Origin of the sequence: Pandoraea anapnoica (genome assembly GCF_902459765.1) — a bacterium.
Lineage (GTDB): Bacteria > Pseudomonadota > Gammaproteobacteria > Burkholderiales > Burkholderiaceae > Pandoraea > Pandoraea anapnoica.
This window is the reverse complement of the sequence record NZ_CABPSP010000003.1, coordinates 181,234-197,850: the sequence shown is the minus strand read 5'-3', so window position 1 is coordinate 197,850 and position 16,617 is coordinate 181,234. Positions and strand designations below refer to the sequence as shown.

At 63.2% G+C, this 16,617-nt stretch carries 16 protein-coding genes and 1 pseudogene; 2 read left to right on the top strand and 15 right to left on the bottom strand.

The genetic code is table 11. From position 1 onward, the window contains the following. Positions 1-88: 88 nt before the first annotated feature. The 7 genes and pseudogenes from PAN31117_RS06530 to PAN31117_RS06500 all read right to left on the bottom strand — a co-directional run bounded on the left by PAN31117_RS06530 (position 89) and on the right by PAN31117_RS06500 (position 6,098). Positions 89-919, bottom strand: a complete 831-nt coding sequence (locus PAN31117_RS06530; protein WP_150737479.1) for a lysophospholipid acyltransferase family protein — start codon at positions 917-919, stop codon at positions 89-91. 12 nt (positions 920-931) lie between these two features. After that, entirely contained in the window at positions 932-2,200 is a 1,269-nt protein-coding gene (locus PAN31117_RS06525; protein ID WP_150737478.1) for a dihydroorotase, read from the bottom strand. 7 nt (positions 2,201-2,207) lie between these two features. Then, positions 2,208-3,170, bottom strand: a pseudogene (locus tag PAN31117_RS06520) (aspartate carbamoyltransferase catalytic subunit); the annotation flags it as partial. 98 nt (positions 3,171-3,268) lie between these two features. Further along, positions 3,269-3,709, bottom strand: coding sequence for a Holliday junction resolvase RuvX (gene ruvX, locus PAN31117_RS06515; RefSeq protein WP_150737476.1), 441 nt, complete (start codon positions 3,707-3,709; stop codon positions 3,269-3,271). Beyond that, entirely contained in the window at positions 3,706-4,275 is a 570-nt protein-coding gene (locus PAN31117_RS06510; protein WP_039393068.1) for a YqgE/AlgH family protein, read from the bottom strand. Before PAN31117_RS06510 ends, ruvX begins: the two co-directional genes overlap by 4 nt. Positions 4,276-4,478: 203 nt before the next feature. Then, positions 4,479-5,903 carry a hypothetical protein gene (locus PAN31117_RS06505; RefSeq protein ID WP_150737475.1) on the bottom strand — a complete coding sequence of 475 codons (1,425 nt, stop codon included), beginning with the start codon at positions 5,901-5,903 and terminating at the stop codon, positions 4,479-4,481. 24 nt (positions 5,904-5,927) lie between these two features. Further along, positions 5,928-6,098, bottom strand: a complete 171-nt coding sequence (locus PAN31117_RS06500) for a rubredoxin (RefSeq protein WP_006400971.1) — start codon at positions 6,096-6,098, stop codon at positions 5,928-5,930. Positions 6,099-6,311: 213 nt separating this feature from the next. Between PAN31117_RS06500 and thiD the strand changes: the two genes are divergently transcribed. Further along, entirely contained in the window at positions 6,312-7,148 is an 837-nt protein-coding gene (gene thiD / locus PAN31117_RS06495) for a bifunctional hydroxymethylpyrimidine kinase/phosphomethylpyrimidine kinase (protein ID WP_150737474.1), read from the top strand. 152 nt (positions 7,149-7,300) lie between these two features. Here the strand turns inward: thiD and PAN31117_RS06490 are convergent, their stop codons facing one another. The 8 genes from PAN31117_RS06490 to recA form a co-directional block, all read right to left on the bottom strand. After that, the gene (locus PAN31117_RS06490) at positions 7,301-9,097 is read right to left on the bottom strand and encodes an O-antigen ligase family protein (RefSeq protein ID WP_150737473.1); all 1,797 of its coding nucleotides are present in this window, start codon (positions 9,095-9,097) and stop codon (positions 7,301-7,303) included. Between the two features lie 184 nt (positions 9,098-9,281). Continuing rightward, positions 9,282-9,803 (bottom strand): pilin, encoded by a 522-nt coding sequence (locus tag PAN31117_RS06485; protein ID WP_150737729.1) that lies wholly within the window; start codon positions 9,801-9,803, stop codon positions 9,282-9,284. Between the two features lie 192 nt (positions 9,804-9,995). Then, positions 9,996-10,724: a TerC family protein gene (locus tag PAN31117_RS06480; RefSeq protein WP_150737472.1), complete on the bottom strand. Its 729-nt coding sequence runs from the start codon at positions 10,722-10,724 to the stop codon at positions 9,996-9,998. A 162-nt stretch (positions 10,725-10,886) separates the two neighbouring features. Further along, a complete protein-coding gene (gene sucD / locus PAN31117_RS06475; protein ID WP_039393073.1) occupies positions 10,887-11,768 on the bottom strand; it encodes a succinate--CoA ligase subunit alpha in 882 nt (293 codons plus the stop codon). 85 nt (positions 11,769-11,853) lie between these two features. Next, the gene (gene sucC, locus PAN31117_RS06470) at positions 11,854-13,020 is read right to left on the bottom strand and encodes an ADP-forming succinate--CoA ligase subunit beta (protein WP_039393074.1); all 1,167 of its coding nucleotides are present in this window, start codon (positions 13,018-13,020) and stop codon (positions 11,854-11,856) included. Continuing rightward, positions 13,017-13,697, bottom strand: a complete 681-nt coding sequence (locus PAN31117_RS06465) for a DUF2889 domain-containing protein (protein WP_150737471.1) — start codon at positions 13,695-13,697, stop codon at positions 13,017-13,019. The genes sucC and PAN31117_RS06465 overlap by 4 nt, the downstream gene beginning before the upstream one ends. Before the next feature lie 309 nt (positions 13,698-14,006). After that, positions 14,007-14,552, bottom strand: coding sequence for a recombination regulator RecX (gene recX, locus PAN31117_RS06460; RefSeq protein WP_150737470.1), 546 nt, complete (start codon positions 14,550-14,552; stop codon positions 14,007-14,009). Positions 14,553-14,656: 104 nt separating this feature from the next. Next, entirely contained in the window at positions 14,657-15,721 is a 1,065-nt protein-coding gene (gene recA, locus PAN31117_RS06455) for a recombinase RecA (RefSeq protein ID WP_046289768.1), read from the bottom strand. Between the two features lie 202 nt (positions 15,722-15,923). On the opposite strand from recA, the gene PAN31117_RS06450 reads away from it, so the two are divergent. Continuing rightward, positions 15,924-16,613: a response regulator transcription factor gene (locus PAN31117_RS06450; protein ID WP_039393077.1), complete on the top strand. Its 690-nt coding sequence runs from the start codon at positions 15,924-15,926 to the stop codon at positions 16,611-16,613. Positions 16,614-16,617 lie beyond the last annotated feature (4 nt).

Genomic DNA, 16,617 nt, shown 5'->3' with positions numbered 1-16,617 from the left:
CGACGCAGCGAACGTCCGACACGTCCACCATCTCCCTCAAACGAAAACGGCGCCTGCGGGGCGCCGTTTTTCATTTCGTGCTGCCGAGTCAGGCCTGAACCGCCTGCACAGCATCGCTTTCGTCGTCACCCAGTCCCGACGCACGCGAACCGACCGAGCCGCTTTCCGGCAACACGGCTTCGGGCAGGAAGCCCTGCAATGCAGCGCCGACGGCCCGCTGCGCGCCCAACGTGAACTCGCGGCGATGCTCGCCGTCCTGCGGATACTGCGGTGCGCCGATCGACAGACGCACCGTCATCGGCGGCGCGCGCAAAATCATGTCGATGGATTCGATCAGGCTCGTCTCGCCGATGTAGGCCGGGGCCATTGTGTGGCGTCCGCTCGCCGCGTCCGTATAGAACAGGCACAGCGGCTGGACCGGCTTGCCCGTCGTGACCGGTGCTTGCAACAAATTCGCATGGAACGGCAGCAGACTGCGGCCGTCCGTCGTCGTGCCTTCAGGGAAGACGGTGATGACGTCGCCATCGCGCAGGCAATCGGCCAGGTAATGCATGATGCGGCGCGCATCGGCACGCCGCTCGCGTTGCAGGAAAATCGTGCGCGTCTGAACGCACAACCAGCCGACGAGCGGCCAGTGACGAATCTCTGCCTTGGCGACGAAGCGCACCGGTTGCCACGCATTGAGGGCAAAGATATCGATCCATGACACGTGATTGCACAACAGCATCACGCCCCCTTCCGGCACCGGCGCATGCTGCTCCACTTCCAGATGCATGCCGCACAGCTTCAGCAGCTTCTGCGACCACGCACGGATGCGACGATCCTTCTGCGGCTGCGACAGAAACGGAAACAGCGTCGCTGCCGTCAACATGCCGCGCGCGAGATGCAGGCCAAGACGAAGTTTTTTGATCAACAGCACGGCAATCGCATCCTAGACGCAAGGGGCTTCGTACGCCACGCGGCCACCGACCAGCGTGAGCCGTACCTGGCCCGGTAGTTCGTATCCCAGAAACGGGGTGTTATGACCGGCGCTGCGCAACTGCGGCGCGGACACGGTCCAGTACGTCGACGGCGCAAACACGCAGACATCCGCCGCGTGACCCGGCAACAAGCGGCCTGCTCCCGGTGCCACCGCCGCCAATCGCTGGCCGGGACCGTGTGTCACCCGGGCGAGCGCGTCGACGAGCGGCACACGCGACTCCTCGGCCCACTTCAACACCAGCGACAGGAGCAGTTCGAGGCCCGTTGCCCCTGGCTCGGCTTCGGCGAAGGGGACGAGACGGGCGTCGGGCGCTAGCGGCGTATGGTCAGAGCAAACGGCGTCAATCGTACCGTCTCGCGCGGCATCACGCACGGCTTCGCGATCGCGTTGCGAGCGCAGCGGCGGATCGAGCCGGTATTGCGCGTCAAAGTACCCGATGTCCATGTCCGTGAGATGGAGATGGTGCGCGGCGACGTCGCACGTGACCGGTAGTCCTTCGGCTTTCGCCGCACGCACGAGCGCGAGGCCAGCCGCCGACGACAGGCGGCACAGGTGCACGCGCGTGCCCGTTACGCGGACGAGTTCGAGAATGGTATGCAACGCGATCGTCTCGGCCGCGACCGGAATGCCAGCCAGTCCGAGACGCGACGCCACCGCGCCGCTCGCGGCCACGCCGCCCGCCGCGAGTGCCGCATCCTGCGGCCGCAGCCAGACCGTCAGCCCGAACGTGTCGGCGTATTGCAGCGCGCGCAGCAGCGTGCGGTTGTCGGCCATCGCAGCGTTCGCTTGCGACAGACCGATGCATCCGGCTTGCGTCAGTTGCGCCATTTCGGTGAGTTCGCGGCCAGCGAGACCGACCGTCAGCGCACCCAGCGGATGAACCTGCGCGAGATGCGTAGCGCGGGCGCGCAGTTGCAGCATCTCCACAAGGTCCGGTTCGTCGAGTACGGGATCGGTGTCGGGCGGACACACGACACGCGTCACGCCACCGGCGAGCGCCGCCGTCGCTTCGCTTGCCGCCGTCATCCGCCGTGCGGACAGATCGACGAGGCCCGGCACGACGACCAACCCCTTCGCGTCGACGGTGCGTTCGGCCGTGAAGTCGGCTGGCGATGCATCGAGCGTCAGCAGTTCGCCGTCGGCGATAAAGATGTCCTGCACACGGTCGAGACGCGTTGCAGGATCGATCACGCGGCCACCCTTCAGATGAAGTTTCATGGCGCGCTTACCCGTTGTTTCCGTTGTTCGAGGCGACGATACTCATCACCGCCATCCGCACGGCAATGCCGAACGAGACTTGTTCGAGGATGACCGACTGCGGGCCATCCGCCACCGCCGAGTCGATCTCCACGCCCCGGTTCATCGGTCCTGGGTGCATCACGATGGCATCGGGTTTCGCGAGCGCCAGACGCGCCGGCGTTAGTCCGTAGTACTTGAAGTACTCGGACGCCGAGGGCAACAACGCGCCGCTCATGCGTTCGTTCTGCAATCGCAGCATGATGACGACATCGACGTCTCGCAACCCTTCGTCCATGTCGTGAAACACGCGCACGCCGAGTTGCTCAAGGCCCGTCGGCAGTAGCGTGCGCGGGCCGATGGCACGCACTTCGGGTACGCCGAGCGTCGTCAGTGCGTGGATGTCGGAGCGGGCGACGCGCGAGTGCAGAATGTCGCCCACGATCGCCACCGTCAGATTCTGGAATTCGCCCTTGTGATGGCGAATCGTGTACATATCGAGCAAGCCCTGCGTCGGGTGCGCGTGGCGTCCGTCACCTGCGTTGATCACGTGGACGTGCGGCGCGCAATGCTCGGCAATCAGGTACGGCGCGCCCGATTGCGCGTGACGCACGACGAACAGATCCGCGTGCATCGCCGACAGGTTGCCGATGGTGTCGAGCAGCGTCTCGCCCTTGCTCGTCGACGACGCATTGATATTCAGATTCAGCACATCTGCGGACAATCGCGCTGCTGCGATTTCGAACGTCGTTCGCGTACGTGTCGAGTTTTCGAAGAACAGATTGAAAACGGATTTGCCGCTCAGCAGCGGCACCTTCTTGACGTCGGCATCGTTCACGCTCACGAACTGCGTGGCCGTGTCGAGAATGTGCATGAGCACGGCACGCGGCAACCCCTCAACCGTCAGCAGATGCTTCAACTCGCCATTGCGGGTGAGTTGGGGATGGCCGCGACGGCCGAGAATGCCGTTAGCCATGAGGGCGCTCCGTGCCACGGCCACGAATGGTCAACGCAGCCGCAGTGACCTGCGTCACGTAAGGCGTGGGGATGTCAGGCAGGCGCATGCTCGTCGAAGTACTGCTGGAGGATGATGCGGGCGGCTTCGGCGTCGAGCGACGTCTTTTGCGAGACCTTGATGCCCGCTTCGGCCAGCGCCGCCGCAGCGGCCACCGACGAATAGCGCTCGTCGACCCAGACGACAGGCACGTCGAACCGCCCGTTGAGTTGATTGCCGAAGCGCTTGGCCTGCTGGGTCATCTCGTGCGGCGTGCCGTCCGGATGGCACGGCAGGCCTACGACGATCAGCTCGGGCTGCCACTCGGCGATGAGTTTGCCCATTTCGGCGAAGCGAACATCGCGATTCAGATTGGCGACCACCGTGAGAGCGCGCGCCTCGCGCAGCATCAGATTACCGATCGCAACCCCGATACGGCGCTCGCCGTAATCGAAACCAAGCACCGTGGAACTGCCCGCCGACTTGCCAGCGGTCATGCGTGACCCGCGTCGGCGGAAAGCATCGACGACGTGACGCCAAGCAGCGCCAGCGCAGCGTCGAAACGCTCGGCCGGCGGCACATCGAACACGATGCCCGGATCGGCCGCCACCGTCAGCCAGCCGTTACGGCTGATTTCGTCTTCCAACTGGCCGGCACTCCAGCCCGAATGGCCCAGCGTGAGCAGGAAGCGGTTCGGCCCCTGGCCGTTAGCCACAGCTTCGAGCACGTCCTTGGAAGTGGTCATCTCCAGACCGCCCGGCACCGACAGCGATGAGCTGTACGGTGTGCCCGTGGCGTCGTGCAGCACAAAGCCACGCTCGGTCTGCACCGGACCGCCGAAGAAGACCGGTTGATGCGCAAGGGGATCGATTTCCAGCTTGAGATCGAGGCGCTCGAAAAGCGACGCGAGATCGATGTCGGTCGGACGGTTGATCACCAGCCCGATCGCGCCCTTCTCACTGTGCTCGCACAGATAGACGACGGTGCCGGAAAAGGTAGGATCGGCCATGCCCGGCATGGCGATAAGGAACTGATTCGTAAGGTTGATACGGTCGTTCGGCATAGGGCCAAAATTTATCGGAACCTGTTTGACGGACTGCCGCCCGATACCGCGAATTCGCGATGTCGCGGTTTCGCGCCCCGCAGCGCTGACACCGACGCCCCTTGGGCGCCCTGCGTCACTTGCCGCGGCCGGTCAGCGGACGAACTTTTTCCGCATCGTGATACGGCCATCGGCCGCCAGCGGCAGCCTTTGGGCCGACTGTATCACGGAACGTCACGCCCGGTGACTAGCCGCTGCCCGAACACGCTGGCATCAAGCGCACGCTCTCGCCACAGGGCCATCTCGGCGATCAGATCGGGACGCGACTCGGGATAGGTGTCCGCCGCAAACTGATGCAGCATTCCGCGCAGTGCCTTGACCGTCATGGCCAATGCCGCCGGCCCCCCCGGTTCCGCCGGGGGCGACGCCGCCAGCCGTTCGCCCGTGGCGGCCACTGCGGTCGCCAGCCGCGCCACCGGGGCGAGCCCGATGGCCGCAGAATACTGCGCCACTTGCGCGGCCACAGCAGGATCGTTCAGATTCGGAAGCGCCTCATCCGCCAGACTCAGGAACGTCTGGCAAACGTCTTGCCGAATCGCCAGCGGCCCGATGCGCAGCCAGTCACGCGAACTCGCGCCCGCACCCTGCTTCTGGCCAGCCTGCGCAGCATCGGCCAAAGGCTCGGGCAGATGGCCGGGACGGCGCAATACGCCGAAATCGGCCAGCAACGTGCCGAGCCAGCTATCCGGTGCCTGGGCATGCCATGTCGCCAGCGCTTCGAGCAGATCGTGTCCGGGGACGAATTCCGATGCCGTTTTGAACGCGCCCGCTGCCGATGTCAGTGCCACCGACGTGTCGGCTATACCGCCCTCAGCCGGTTCGGCCGGGCGCGTCAGCTGCTTGCGCAGCGCCATGTTCATACGGCCGATCTGCCGCTTGTCCGCCAGCGAGAGCGGCGCACGGGCAAAGCGTAGCCAGGCTGCCGCCAGACGCCAGTAGTCGAGCGGTGCGGTCGCCCCGGCCCGGTGCAGATCAGCAGCGAGATCCGCCAGTTGCCCCAGCGCTGCCGTGGTGTCGAGGGCCTCGGCATCCGGGCGCAGCAGACGCAGGAGCACCCGTTCGACGTCTGCGCGCAATGGGGCCGTGCCCGCGGGCAATCCATGCAGACGCGGCTGAGCAATCGCCCATCCCGCCATACGAAGCTCGCCCGGCGTAGGTGCGCCAGGCCAACTGTCGGGACTCTGGGGTGCAGAAGATGTCGACGACGCCGACGCGGCGGGTGACGTCGCAGCCCCCGCCTGCCAGATATCACGCTCGAACTGCCGCAGCGCATTGCGTTGCGCGTCCTGACTGCCCGGCTCGCCATAGGCGGCTTCCGCAATCGCCTTTACAAGACGCTCGCCGTGCAACGCCCAGTCGGCGTGACCGCTCGACTGAAGCAACCGGTTCGCGCGCCTTAGCGGGCCGAGCGCCGCTGCCGGGCCGTTGGACCAGGCATCGGACGCTTCGGTCAGCGCTTCCGCGACTTCGGGCAGACGCCACAACGGCGCGTCACGCGTCTCACGCGCGGCGTTCGTTGCAACAGGGGCGACGGGATCGGAAGACGATTGCGGTGCTTCGGACGATCCGGGCGATTCAGACATCACCATGGGCCATCTCCTGGCCGTGCGGCCTCAGATCTGCACCATCTCGAAGTCTTCCTTACGGGCGCCGCACTCCGGGCAGGTCCAATTGATCGGCACGTCTTCCCAGCGCGTACCGGGCGCAATGCCCTCATCGGGCAATCCTGCCTCTTCGTCGTAAATCCAGCCGCAAATGAGGCACATCCAGCTCTTGTATTCCATTCTTTCTTCAGCGACGAGCGTTCCGTTACAATGGCTTGTCAACCGCTTCGGGTCCCGTCGGCAGAGATGCCGGACGGTCTTGTGGGAACCCTGCCGGTGCAATGTCCGGCGGGCGCTGCCCACGGCGCTTTCGAGCGCTCCGAAACGGGCATTTAAGGCGTGATGGTACCAACGAACCCAAAGCCTGACCAGATCGCCGTCTATCCTGCCTCCATGCACACTGAATCCCCACCCATTCTCCTGACCTTCGGGCTTTCCGACCCCACTTCGGCCACCGGCGTGCAGGCCGACCTGCTCACCTTCGCCAGCATGGGCGGTTACGGCGTGTCGGTGCTCACCGGCTACTCCTCACAGGACTCGCGTTCGTGCGACGACGTGCAACCCATCGATCCCGACTGGATCGGCGATCAGGCCCGCATGTTGCTCGAAGACATGCCGGTCGCCGCCTTCAAGGTCGGCAGCGCGGTGAATGCCGATAACGTCGCCGCCATTGCCGAGATCGTGGCCGACTATGACGAAACACCTCTTGTCGTCGCGCCGGACTTCGGACTGGCGGGCGAGCATCTGCTCTCGACCGACGAATTGCGAGAAGCCACCGCCAGCCTGCTCGTGCCGCAGGCGAGCGTGCTGGTCGTGAGTCCGCAGAGCGCCGTCGCTTTGGCCCAGACGATCACGGAGAACGAGAATCTGGCGCTCGACGAAGCCGTTTCGATCCTGCTGGAAAACGGCTGCGAGTTCGTGCTGATCAGCGACGGCAATGCCCCGCAGTTCACCCATACGCTCTACAGCGATGGCGGTATCGTCCGCGAAGACGCCTGGGACCGTCCGGCCCACAACGTCGCGGGCGCGATCGACACGCTCGCTGCCGCCGTCACCGCCATGCTCGCCAACGGACTTGCCGTGCCCGAGGCCGTGCGCGAAGCGCAGGAGTATCTGCAACAGGTGCTTGAGAACGCTTTCCGCCCCGGCATGGGTCGTCACTTCCCCGATCGCTTCTTCTGGGCGCGCACCGAGGAAACCGAGCAGGACGATAGCGGCGCACAGGCTTAAGCCCGCTTAAGCTCCCCTTAGCGGGCTTAAGACTCGCCTTTCGAACCTGTGTCCGGATGAAAAACGCCCGCAAATCGCTGCGGGCGTTTTTTCGTTTGTGTCGGGGTTGAGGTGTCGCGTCACCACAATGCGTGGCGACGGGCAACGACGGCTTAAGACGAGAGGCTCGCCCGCGCACCCGGCACCACCATCGCATCCTGATCGGACTCCCCCTTCGGACGCCCCCACGCGTCGATGACACGTTTGACGAACGGCTTCAGGTCGTCGCCCTGCGCGCGCAACATGCGCACCAGCGAGGCGTACTGTCCCTCGAAGATCAGCGTGTTGTAGTTCTTCAAGCGCTGGATGTCCTGCAGCGCCTCGTCGTCGCGCCCGGCAAGCGCGAGCAACACGATGTAGCGCTTGATCATCGTCGGCCCGGCACCCAGCGCCAGCGCTTCGCGATGTGCCGCCAGCTTCTCGTCGAGCTGATCGCGACTGAGATACAACGCACCAGTCACGGCGTAATCGCCATAGGGCGCGAAGAACAGCGCCGGATCGGTGCGATACGTCTCGACCTTGCCAGCGCGATAGGCCACCTCGACGCGCTGGTAGTCGTGATACAGCCACGGAATCGCCACACATGCGAACAGAACGATCACGCCATTGATGGCCCCCGTCGCCGTCGGCGACAAGCTATCGATCGGCTTCGTCTCGCAGAATCCGAGCAGGAACAAACCGGGCAGCAGGAAGAATGCATAGTGCTGCGGATACTCCAGCATCGCATGCATCGCGAGCATGCCGAGCAGGATGAACGCAAACGCAATCGGCGCCGACTTAAGGCCACGCACCGCACGCGCAAACCAGAACGCCAGTGGCAGCAACACCGCCAGCGTGCCGACGATACCCGTCTTCGCGAGCAGATCGAGCAAGACGTTATGCGCGTTGTCTGCCATTTCAACCGGTCCGAGCTTGTCGACCAGCGCGAATTGCGCATCGATGTAATTTGACCAGCCCGCACCGAAGAACCAGTGCTCGCGGAAGATCGCCAGTCCGTACTCCCACAGATTCAGTCGCCCGGCCACCTGCCCCGCCTGCTGCATACGCTCAACGGCACTCCCGTCGAGTTGCAGCCCCCAGTTCACATTCGCCCAACCGACGGCCATCGTCATCAGCCCCAGTACCGGCAGGATGGCAGCGGGCACAAACCAGCGCATCGAACGACGCATATTGCGCGATTCTTCCATACGCTCCACCCACACGAGCCACAGCCCGAATGCACACAACAACGCCAGTTGCAGCCAAGGCGCACGCGAGCCCGTCAGACAGATGCCGATGTCCAAAATCGCGAGGACGAGCAGCAACGTCCAGGCGGGCAGCTTTCGCTGATACCAAAGATAGAACGCCCCCGCACTCGCCATCGACAGATACGTCGCCAGATGATTGGGCTGATACATGTTGCCGAACAGACGGCGTGCCGCTGTGACCGTGTACTTCGCCACCAGCCACGGCACATTCGCTTCGAGATGAAACGCCTGCACGACCTGTGCCCCCACGGCATACAACCCGCCCAGCGTGAGGGCCACCGCGCTCCAGCGCATGAGGACACCCCGCCACCCTAACTGCGCCAGCCAGTACCCGGTGTTGACCGCGACGATCATCGCGACCCCGTACAACAATGCCGTCATCATCAACTGCGGCAGCTCGGTCGGCATCATGGCGCGCTGCACGAGGATGACGGCGATGAACGCCAGTGGCATCCACGTGACGCGCGGCATGCGCAGCGCACGTCCGTCACGCTGCCAGACCGCCACCATCGACAACGCGCCGAGTAGTGCGAAAAGACAAAAGGTCAGCGCTTCCGAATAGAACGTCGAGATCGGATACGTATGTTTGACGAGGTTGTAGGGCAAGGCCCAGATCAGGGCCAGCGTAAGCCCGATCATCGAAAGAAGCAGAGGAGGAAACAAGGTCGCCGCCGTGCAATGCACCGGTTGAAAGATGCGCAAGCATAACGAAAAAATGGCCGCCCTAGGGCAGCCATTTCATGCCTGACGCGCGTGATGACGCCGTCTTCGATCCATCGTGGGCGCGCCGCCGGACGCCGCATTGTCTAATGCAACACTACGTCGTTCGGCAACACGCTACACAGACTCAGCTCGACTTGGCCGACGTTTCGCCACGGCACTCGGGCGGTGCCAGCTTGCCCGGCAACGTCGCGCCGCCCGGCGCGCCTTCACGGCCCTGTGCGTAGCACGTCCAGACGATCTGTCCCTCCGGCGCCTTGCCGACAGACAGCGCCGTCGGCGAGCCCGATGCGCCGGCGCTCGTTGGCACGAGAACGATCGCGCCGTCACCCGCGCGTTGCGTGTAGGCCACCGTGACGTTGCCGCTCACGGAATCGATGCTCACGCCGCTCACGTTGTCCGTCGGGCTCGGCGCTTGCCAGCCGCTGTTGAACGGCGCGCCGTGCATGGCGTTCTCGCTCACGAGCGCCTTGGCCGACGCCGCAGCGCCCAAGCCTTCGACGACACGTGCGCGCACGAGATAATTCTGCAGATACGGAACCCCTGCCGTAACCAGTACGCCGATGATCGCCAGCACGATCATCAGTTCGATCAGGGTGAAACCCCGGGATTTGGCGAGACCGGCAGTCCGGTGGCCGAAACGACGCATTGTGTAACTCCCTGCAAAAGCAATGAAATCAAAAGGGACATGGGGGGAAGTGGGCGGAGTATGACATAGCCCCCTCGGTGAATGCCCTGCCGCAGATCAAAATCGGCGCGTGCCTTATGGATCCCCGGAATCGTCCGATGCGAAGCCGGACGGTTCATCCGGCGAGACCTGCAGCCCCGGCAATGGACCCGATTATTTCGAAGAGGTTGCACGCACCTGACGTGCCTCGCTGCGTCGCTTGAGCACCAACCCCGCGATCAGAACGAACAGCGCGCCGATAGCCGACGCCACGTAATGCGTGTATTTCGCCGCGTCGCCCGGCAAGTGCAGCAGATGACCGACGCCCGGGTCCGAGACGATCAGACCGCCAGCAATCCATCCGAGCAACGCCGCCCCTGCCATCACGATGAACGGGAAACGATCAAGCGCCTTGAGCACCAGTTGCGAGCCCCAGACGATGAGCGGAATGCTCACGAGCAGACCGAAGATCACCAGCGGCAATTGATGATGGTCGGCCGCGCCTTCCGCAGCCCCGGCAATGGCGATCACGTTATCGATGCTCATCACCAGATCGGCCACGATGATGGTCTTGACCGCTGTCCACAGCTTGTCGGCGGGTTTGACGCTGTCGTGCGCATCATGGTCTGGCACCAGCAGCTTGGTACCGATCCAGAGCAGCAACAACCCGCCAACGGCCTTCAGATATGGCACGGCGAGCAGCGTCACGGCAAACGCAATCAGAATCACACGCAGGACGATTGCGCCGATCGTGCCCCAGACAATGCCTTGCAGGCGTTGCTTGGCCGGCAGATTGCGGCAGGCGAGCGCGATCACCACAGCGTTGTCGCCACCCAGCAGGATGTCGATCATGATGATCTGCAGCACGGCGGCCCAGTTCAGCTCGGCAAAAAACGCAAGCATGCGCGGAAATCCTCGGGGAACGTTTGAAACCAGTCAGACGGATGATGCCAATCACGGCACAAAGACAAAAGAGGGAGCCCGATGTTCTGAGCTCCCTCTTTCAAGACCCGACGCGCAGCTGCCGGTTCCGGCGACTGCAACGACTGGGTCGTCCGGCGGGAATTACAGCGCTGCCTTGAGCAGACGGCCCATTTCCGACGGGTTGCGGGTCACCTTGATGCCGCAGGCATCCATGATGGCCAGCTTGGCTTCGGCCGTATCGGCACCGCCCGAGATCAGCGCGCCGGCGTGGCCCATGCGCTTGCCCGGGGGCGCCGTGACGCCTGCGATGAAGCCGACGACCGGCTTCTTCATGTTGCCCTTGATCCACTCGGCGGCAGCGGCTTCGTCCGGACCACCGATTTCACCGATCATGATCACGGCGTCCGTTTCCGGATCGTCGTTGAACATTTGCATGACGTCGATGTGCTTCAGACCGTTGATCGGGTCGCCACCGATACCGACGGCGCTCGACTGGCCCAGACCCAGAGCGGTCAGCTGGCCCACGGCTTCGTACGTCAGGGTGCCCGAGCGCGAGACCACGCCGATGCGACCCTTCTTGTGGATGTGACCCGGCATGATGCCGATCTTCAGTTCGTCCGGCGTGATCACGCCCGGGCAGTTCGGTCCGAGCAGCAGGGTCTTGCGACCTTCGCGACGCATACGGTCCTTCACTTCGATCATGTCACGGACCGGAATGCCTTCCGTGATACAGATCGCCAGATCCAGGTCGGCTTCGACGGCTTCCCAGATGGCGGCAGCAGCGCCTGCGGGCGGCACGTAGATCACCGACACGGTTGCACCGGTCTGTTCCTTGGCGTCCTTCACCGAACCGTAGATCGGAATGCCTTCGAAGTCTTCGCCGGCCTTCTTCGGGTTCACGCCAGCGACGAACGCGTTCTTGCCGTTCGCGTATTCGCGGCACATGCGGGTGTGGAACTGGCCGGTCTTGCCAGTAATACCTTGGGTGATGACCTTGGTATCTTTGTTGATCAGAATCGACATTGCTTGATTTCCTTCGTCCTGTTGCCTGACGGTGTGCGCTCAGCCTTTCGGGAGCGGCACGCCGCAATGGCTTCGACTGTTCTGGTTACTTGCCTGCGGCAGCCGCGACAACCTTCTGGGCAGCTTCTTCCATGCTGTCCGCGGAGATGATCGGCAGACCGGATTCGGCGAGCATCTTCTTGCCCAGGTCTTCGTTCGTGCCCTTCATGCGCACGACGAGCGGCACCTTGAGCGACACAGCCTTCGACGCCGTGATCACGCCTTCGGCGATCACGTCGCAGCGCATGATGCCACCGAAGATGTTGACCAGAATGGCCGTCAGGTTCGGGTTCTTCAGCATGATCTTGAACGCTTCGGTCACCTTCTCTGCCGTGGCGCCACCGCCCACGTCCAGGAAGTTGGCCGGCTCGCCGCCGAACAGCTTGATGGTGTCCATCGTGGCCATGGCCAGACCGGCGCCGTTCACCAGGCAGCCGATGTTGCCGTCGAGCGAGATGTAGGCCAGATCGAACTTCGAGGCTTCGACTTCAGCCGGATCTTCTTCGTCCAGATCGCGGTACGCGACGATTTCCGGATGACGATACAGGGCGTTCGAGTCGAAGTTGAACTTGGCGTCCAGTGCCGTGACCGTGCCGTTCTTGCTCACGTTCAGCGGGTTGATTTCGGCCAGCGAAGCGTCCGTTTCCCAGAAGGCCTTGTACAGACCTTGCAGAATCGTGCGCGCTTGCGACACCGAACCTTCCGGCACGCTGATCTTCTTTGCGAAGTCGTCGGCTTGCGCGTCCGTCAGGCCAACCGACGGATCGATCACAACGTGGTGGATCAGTTCCGGGTGCTTTTCGGCGACTTCTTCGATGTCCATGCCGCCTTCGCTCGAACCCATCATCACGATCTTCTGCGTGACGCGGTCAACCACCAGGCTGACGTACAGTTCGTTGTTGATGTCGGCGCCTTCTTCGATCAGCAGGCGATTGACCTTCTGACCTTCCGGACCGGTCTGGTGCGTGACCAGTTGCATGCCGAGGATCTGGCTGGCGTATTCACGCACTTGCTCGATCGTCTTGGCAACCTTCACGCCGCCGCCCTTACCGCGACCGCCTGCGTGAATCTGGGCCTTGACCACCCAAACCGGACCGCCGAGTTCTTCGGCTGCCTTCACGGCCTCGTCCACGGAAAACGCCGGAATGCCGCGGGGCACCGCGACTCCGAATTTCCGGAGGATTTCCTTGCCTTGATACTCATGAATCTTCATGCGTGATTCCCTTCTTGCTGAGTTGGAAGTTTGGGTTCGAGCTTGCGAGTCGAGGCCGCATCGCGCACCGCTTCTGATGTGACGGGCGTCGTGGGCTCGTTCGCTCGATCGTTTGCGCGGCCGTTGAACCAGCGCGGGTAAAACCGGCGCACCGCCTCGCCATCAAACCGCAGGGCGTGACAATGTCCGAGTTGGAAAGGAGGTGTCGAATTATCGGCATCGTTGGCCGCTGCCGTGTCGGGGGTATGAATCACCACGCCGGCAAACGCCTGAATCGCTGCCGTCGGCAGGACACTGCAAAGTTCTGTGAGATGGGTACAGCCCGCCGCGCCGCCGAGGCGCTCGCGAACCCCGCGCCGGAAGCCGTGCCGCAGGTTAAGACCGATCAATTGACGATATTCGGGGCCGATCTGATCGCAAATGCCGGGATAAGGCACCCAGTCGGAGACGGCCTCGGCGTCATGCACTTCGAAATCTTCGTCGATCGTCAGCCGCAGCCATAGCTCGTGGATCGGCGTGCCCTCCTTGCGAAGGCCCGTTGCCAATGCAAAATCCCGATCCTTGTGATCGGTGAGTCGGGCTTCGATGTCCCATAGGCCATCCTCGCGCGAATACGCTTCAACAGCGATCGTGCGACGGTGACGCAAGGTACGAGGGGCAGGCGCGGAGAGCGGCATGCGGAAGTGTGCAATGCATGAACGCAGAAAGATCTTGATTCTAGCATAGGCGACAGCGCCGTCTGCCGCAGCGCAGCAGAAGCCCGTCGCATAAGGCGGAATTACCCGACCCATCGGTCGGATTATAAAAATTCCGAGTGACGGGCGCGCATGGTGCGACGCCATATCGCGATAAGCGAGACACCACGCGTCACACGAGGTTCATCGTCGTGTCACGCGAGCATTCACGCGGGTTGCGTGAAGCCGGACGCAACGAACGCTTCGTCGATGAATACGCACGCATCCATAACGAAAGTGAAGACATCTGCGTCAGACGTCGTCCAGAAACTCGTCCGTCCCTCGCACGATTTTGCTGATAACGGTACGCGAGAAACCACGTGCCGCCAGAAAGCGCATCTGCTTGGCACGCGCTTCGGGCGTTGTTGCGACCTCGCCGAACTTCTTTTGCCAGACGGCTCGGGCGCGCGCGAGTTCGGTCTCCCGCAACTGCTCGGAGATCGCAGCGACGGTTTGCGCGTCGACCTGATGCTGCTTGAGCTCGCCGACGATACGCGTCGTACCCATGCGCGAGGCGCGCCGGTTCACCACGCTTTCCGCGAACCGTTCGTTCGACAGCCATCGTTCCTGCTCAAGCGCGTCGAGTACGCGCTCGAGTGCTTCGGGATCCTCGGCATCCGCGTAAGGCGTGAGCTTGCGACGCAGTTCCGCCCGACTGTATTCGCGACGTGCCAGATAGGACAGCGCGCGCCCTTTCAGACTCAGCGTCGGTTTGCGAGACCGCTTGACCGCGACGGCCGCGTCGCCCGGCGGGGGCGGAGGCGCATTCGGATCACGGGGAGGACGTCGATTGATCATGAGTTCATCGTAGCGCTGCTATTTGCAGCAAGAATGCAAAACGGCAGCGCGACGCCGTAAGGCTTCGCGCTGCCGTTCCAAAAACTCAGGCGCCAATCAAACGATCAGGCCTCGTCTTCTGCTTCGATCTCACCGGTTTCGTTGATCGCCGTCACACCCAGCGATGCACGTACCTTGTTCTCGATCTCATGAGCGATTTCCGGATTTTCGCGCAAAAATTCACGCGCGTTGTCCTTGCCCTGACCGATCTTCTCGCCGTTGTAGCTGTACCAGGCACCGGCCTTCTCGACGATCTTCGCGTTGACACCCAGATCGATGATTTCGCCTTCGCGCGAGATACCCTGGCCGTAGAGGATGTCGAAAATCGCTTCGCGGAACGGCGGCGACACCTTGTTCTTGACGACCTTGACGCGGGTTTCGTTACCGACCACCTCGTCGCCCTTCTTGATCGAACCGATACGGCGGATGTCCAGACGCACCGACGAGTAGAACTTCAGTGCGTTGCCGCCCGTCGTCGTTTCCGGGTTGCCGAACATGACGCCGATCTTCATACGAATCTGATTGATGAAGATCACCGTGCAATTCGTGCGCTTGATCGTGCCGGTCAGCTTACGCAGCGCCTGCGACATCAGACGTGCCTGAAGACCCGGCAGAGAATCACCCATCTCGCCTTCGATTTCGGCCTTCGGCACCAGTGCCGCAACCGAGTCGATGATGATGAGGTCGATCGAGCCCGAGCGCACCAGCGCATCGGCGATTTCCAGGGCCTGTTCGCCCGTGTCCGGCTGCGAGATCAGCAGTTCCGGCACCGAGACGCCCAGCTTGTTGGCGTAACCGACGTCGAGGGCGTGTTCTGCGTCGATGAACGCGCAGGTGCCACCGATCTTCTGCATTTCCGCCACGACTTGCAACGTGAGCGTGGTCTTACCCGACGATTCCGGGCCGTAGATTTCGATCACACGGCCGCGCGGCAGGCCACCGACGCCCAGCGCGATGTCCAGACCCAGCGAGCCCGTGGAGACGACCTGGATGTCCGCTTCGACCTCGCCGTCGCCAAGACGCATGATCGAGCCCTTGCCGAATTGCTTCTCGATCTGCGCGAGGGCGGCGGCGAGCGCCTTGCCTTTCTCGGCCGACAGATTGGCAGACCCTTTCTTGCTTTCTTCCATGAATCGTCCTTTGATATGATGAGCGAGACGGCTCGAGTGAGGCGTGACTGCCGGTACTGTATAAAAAACCAGTGCTCTTTGCAAGTGCCTGTTGTCCGAAAGCGCCGAAACGACAAAAAAAGCCGCGAACCACGCGCCGCAACATCACAGGAGACACGCCCGTGCCGTCAGGCATTGGTGCCTACACAAGCCTATCACGCCCATGCGAATTCTCATCGCAGAGGATGACAGCATTCTGGCCGACGCCCTGACTCGCTCGCTGCGCCAGGGGGGCTACGCCGTCGATCACGTCAAAACGGGGCTCGAAGCCGACTCCGCGCTGTCCGCCCAGACGTTCGACCTGCTGATTCTCGACCTCGGTCTGCCCCGCCTTCCCGGCCACGAAGTCCTGCGCCGTCTGCGCGCCCGCAATTCCCACTTGCCCGTTCTGATCCTGACCGCGTCCGACAGCGTCGACGCCCGCGTGAAGGGCCTCGATCTCGGTGCCGACGACTATATGGCCAAGCCGTTCGCCCTCGCCGAACTCGAAGCGCGCGTGCGGGCGCTGACGCGGCGAGGCGCAGGTGGTGGCTCGACCGTCATCCGCCACGGGCCGCTGAGCTTCGATCAGGTCGGTCGCACGGCCTATATCAACGAGCAGATGCTCGATCTGTCCGCACGCGAACTCGAATTGCTCGAAGTGCTGCTGCTGCGCACCGGACGGCTCGTCTCCAAGGAACAGCTCGTCGACCATCTGTGCGGATGGGGCGAAGAGGTGAGCAACAACGCCATTGAGGTGTACATGCACCGGCTGCGCAAGAAGATCGAGCCGAGCGGTGTACGCATCGCCACGATCCGCGGGCTGGGATATTGTCTGGAGAAGCCGGCAGCGGCCCCCGCCAACGCGGCATGATCGG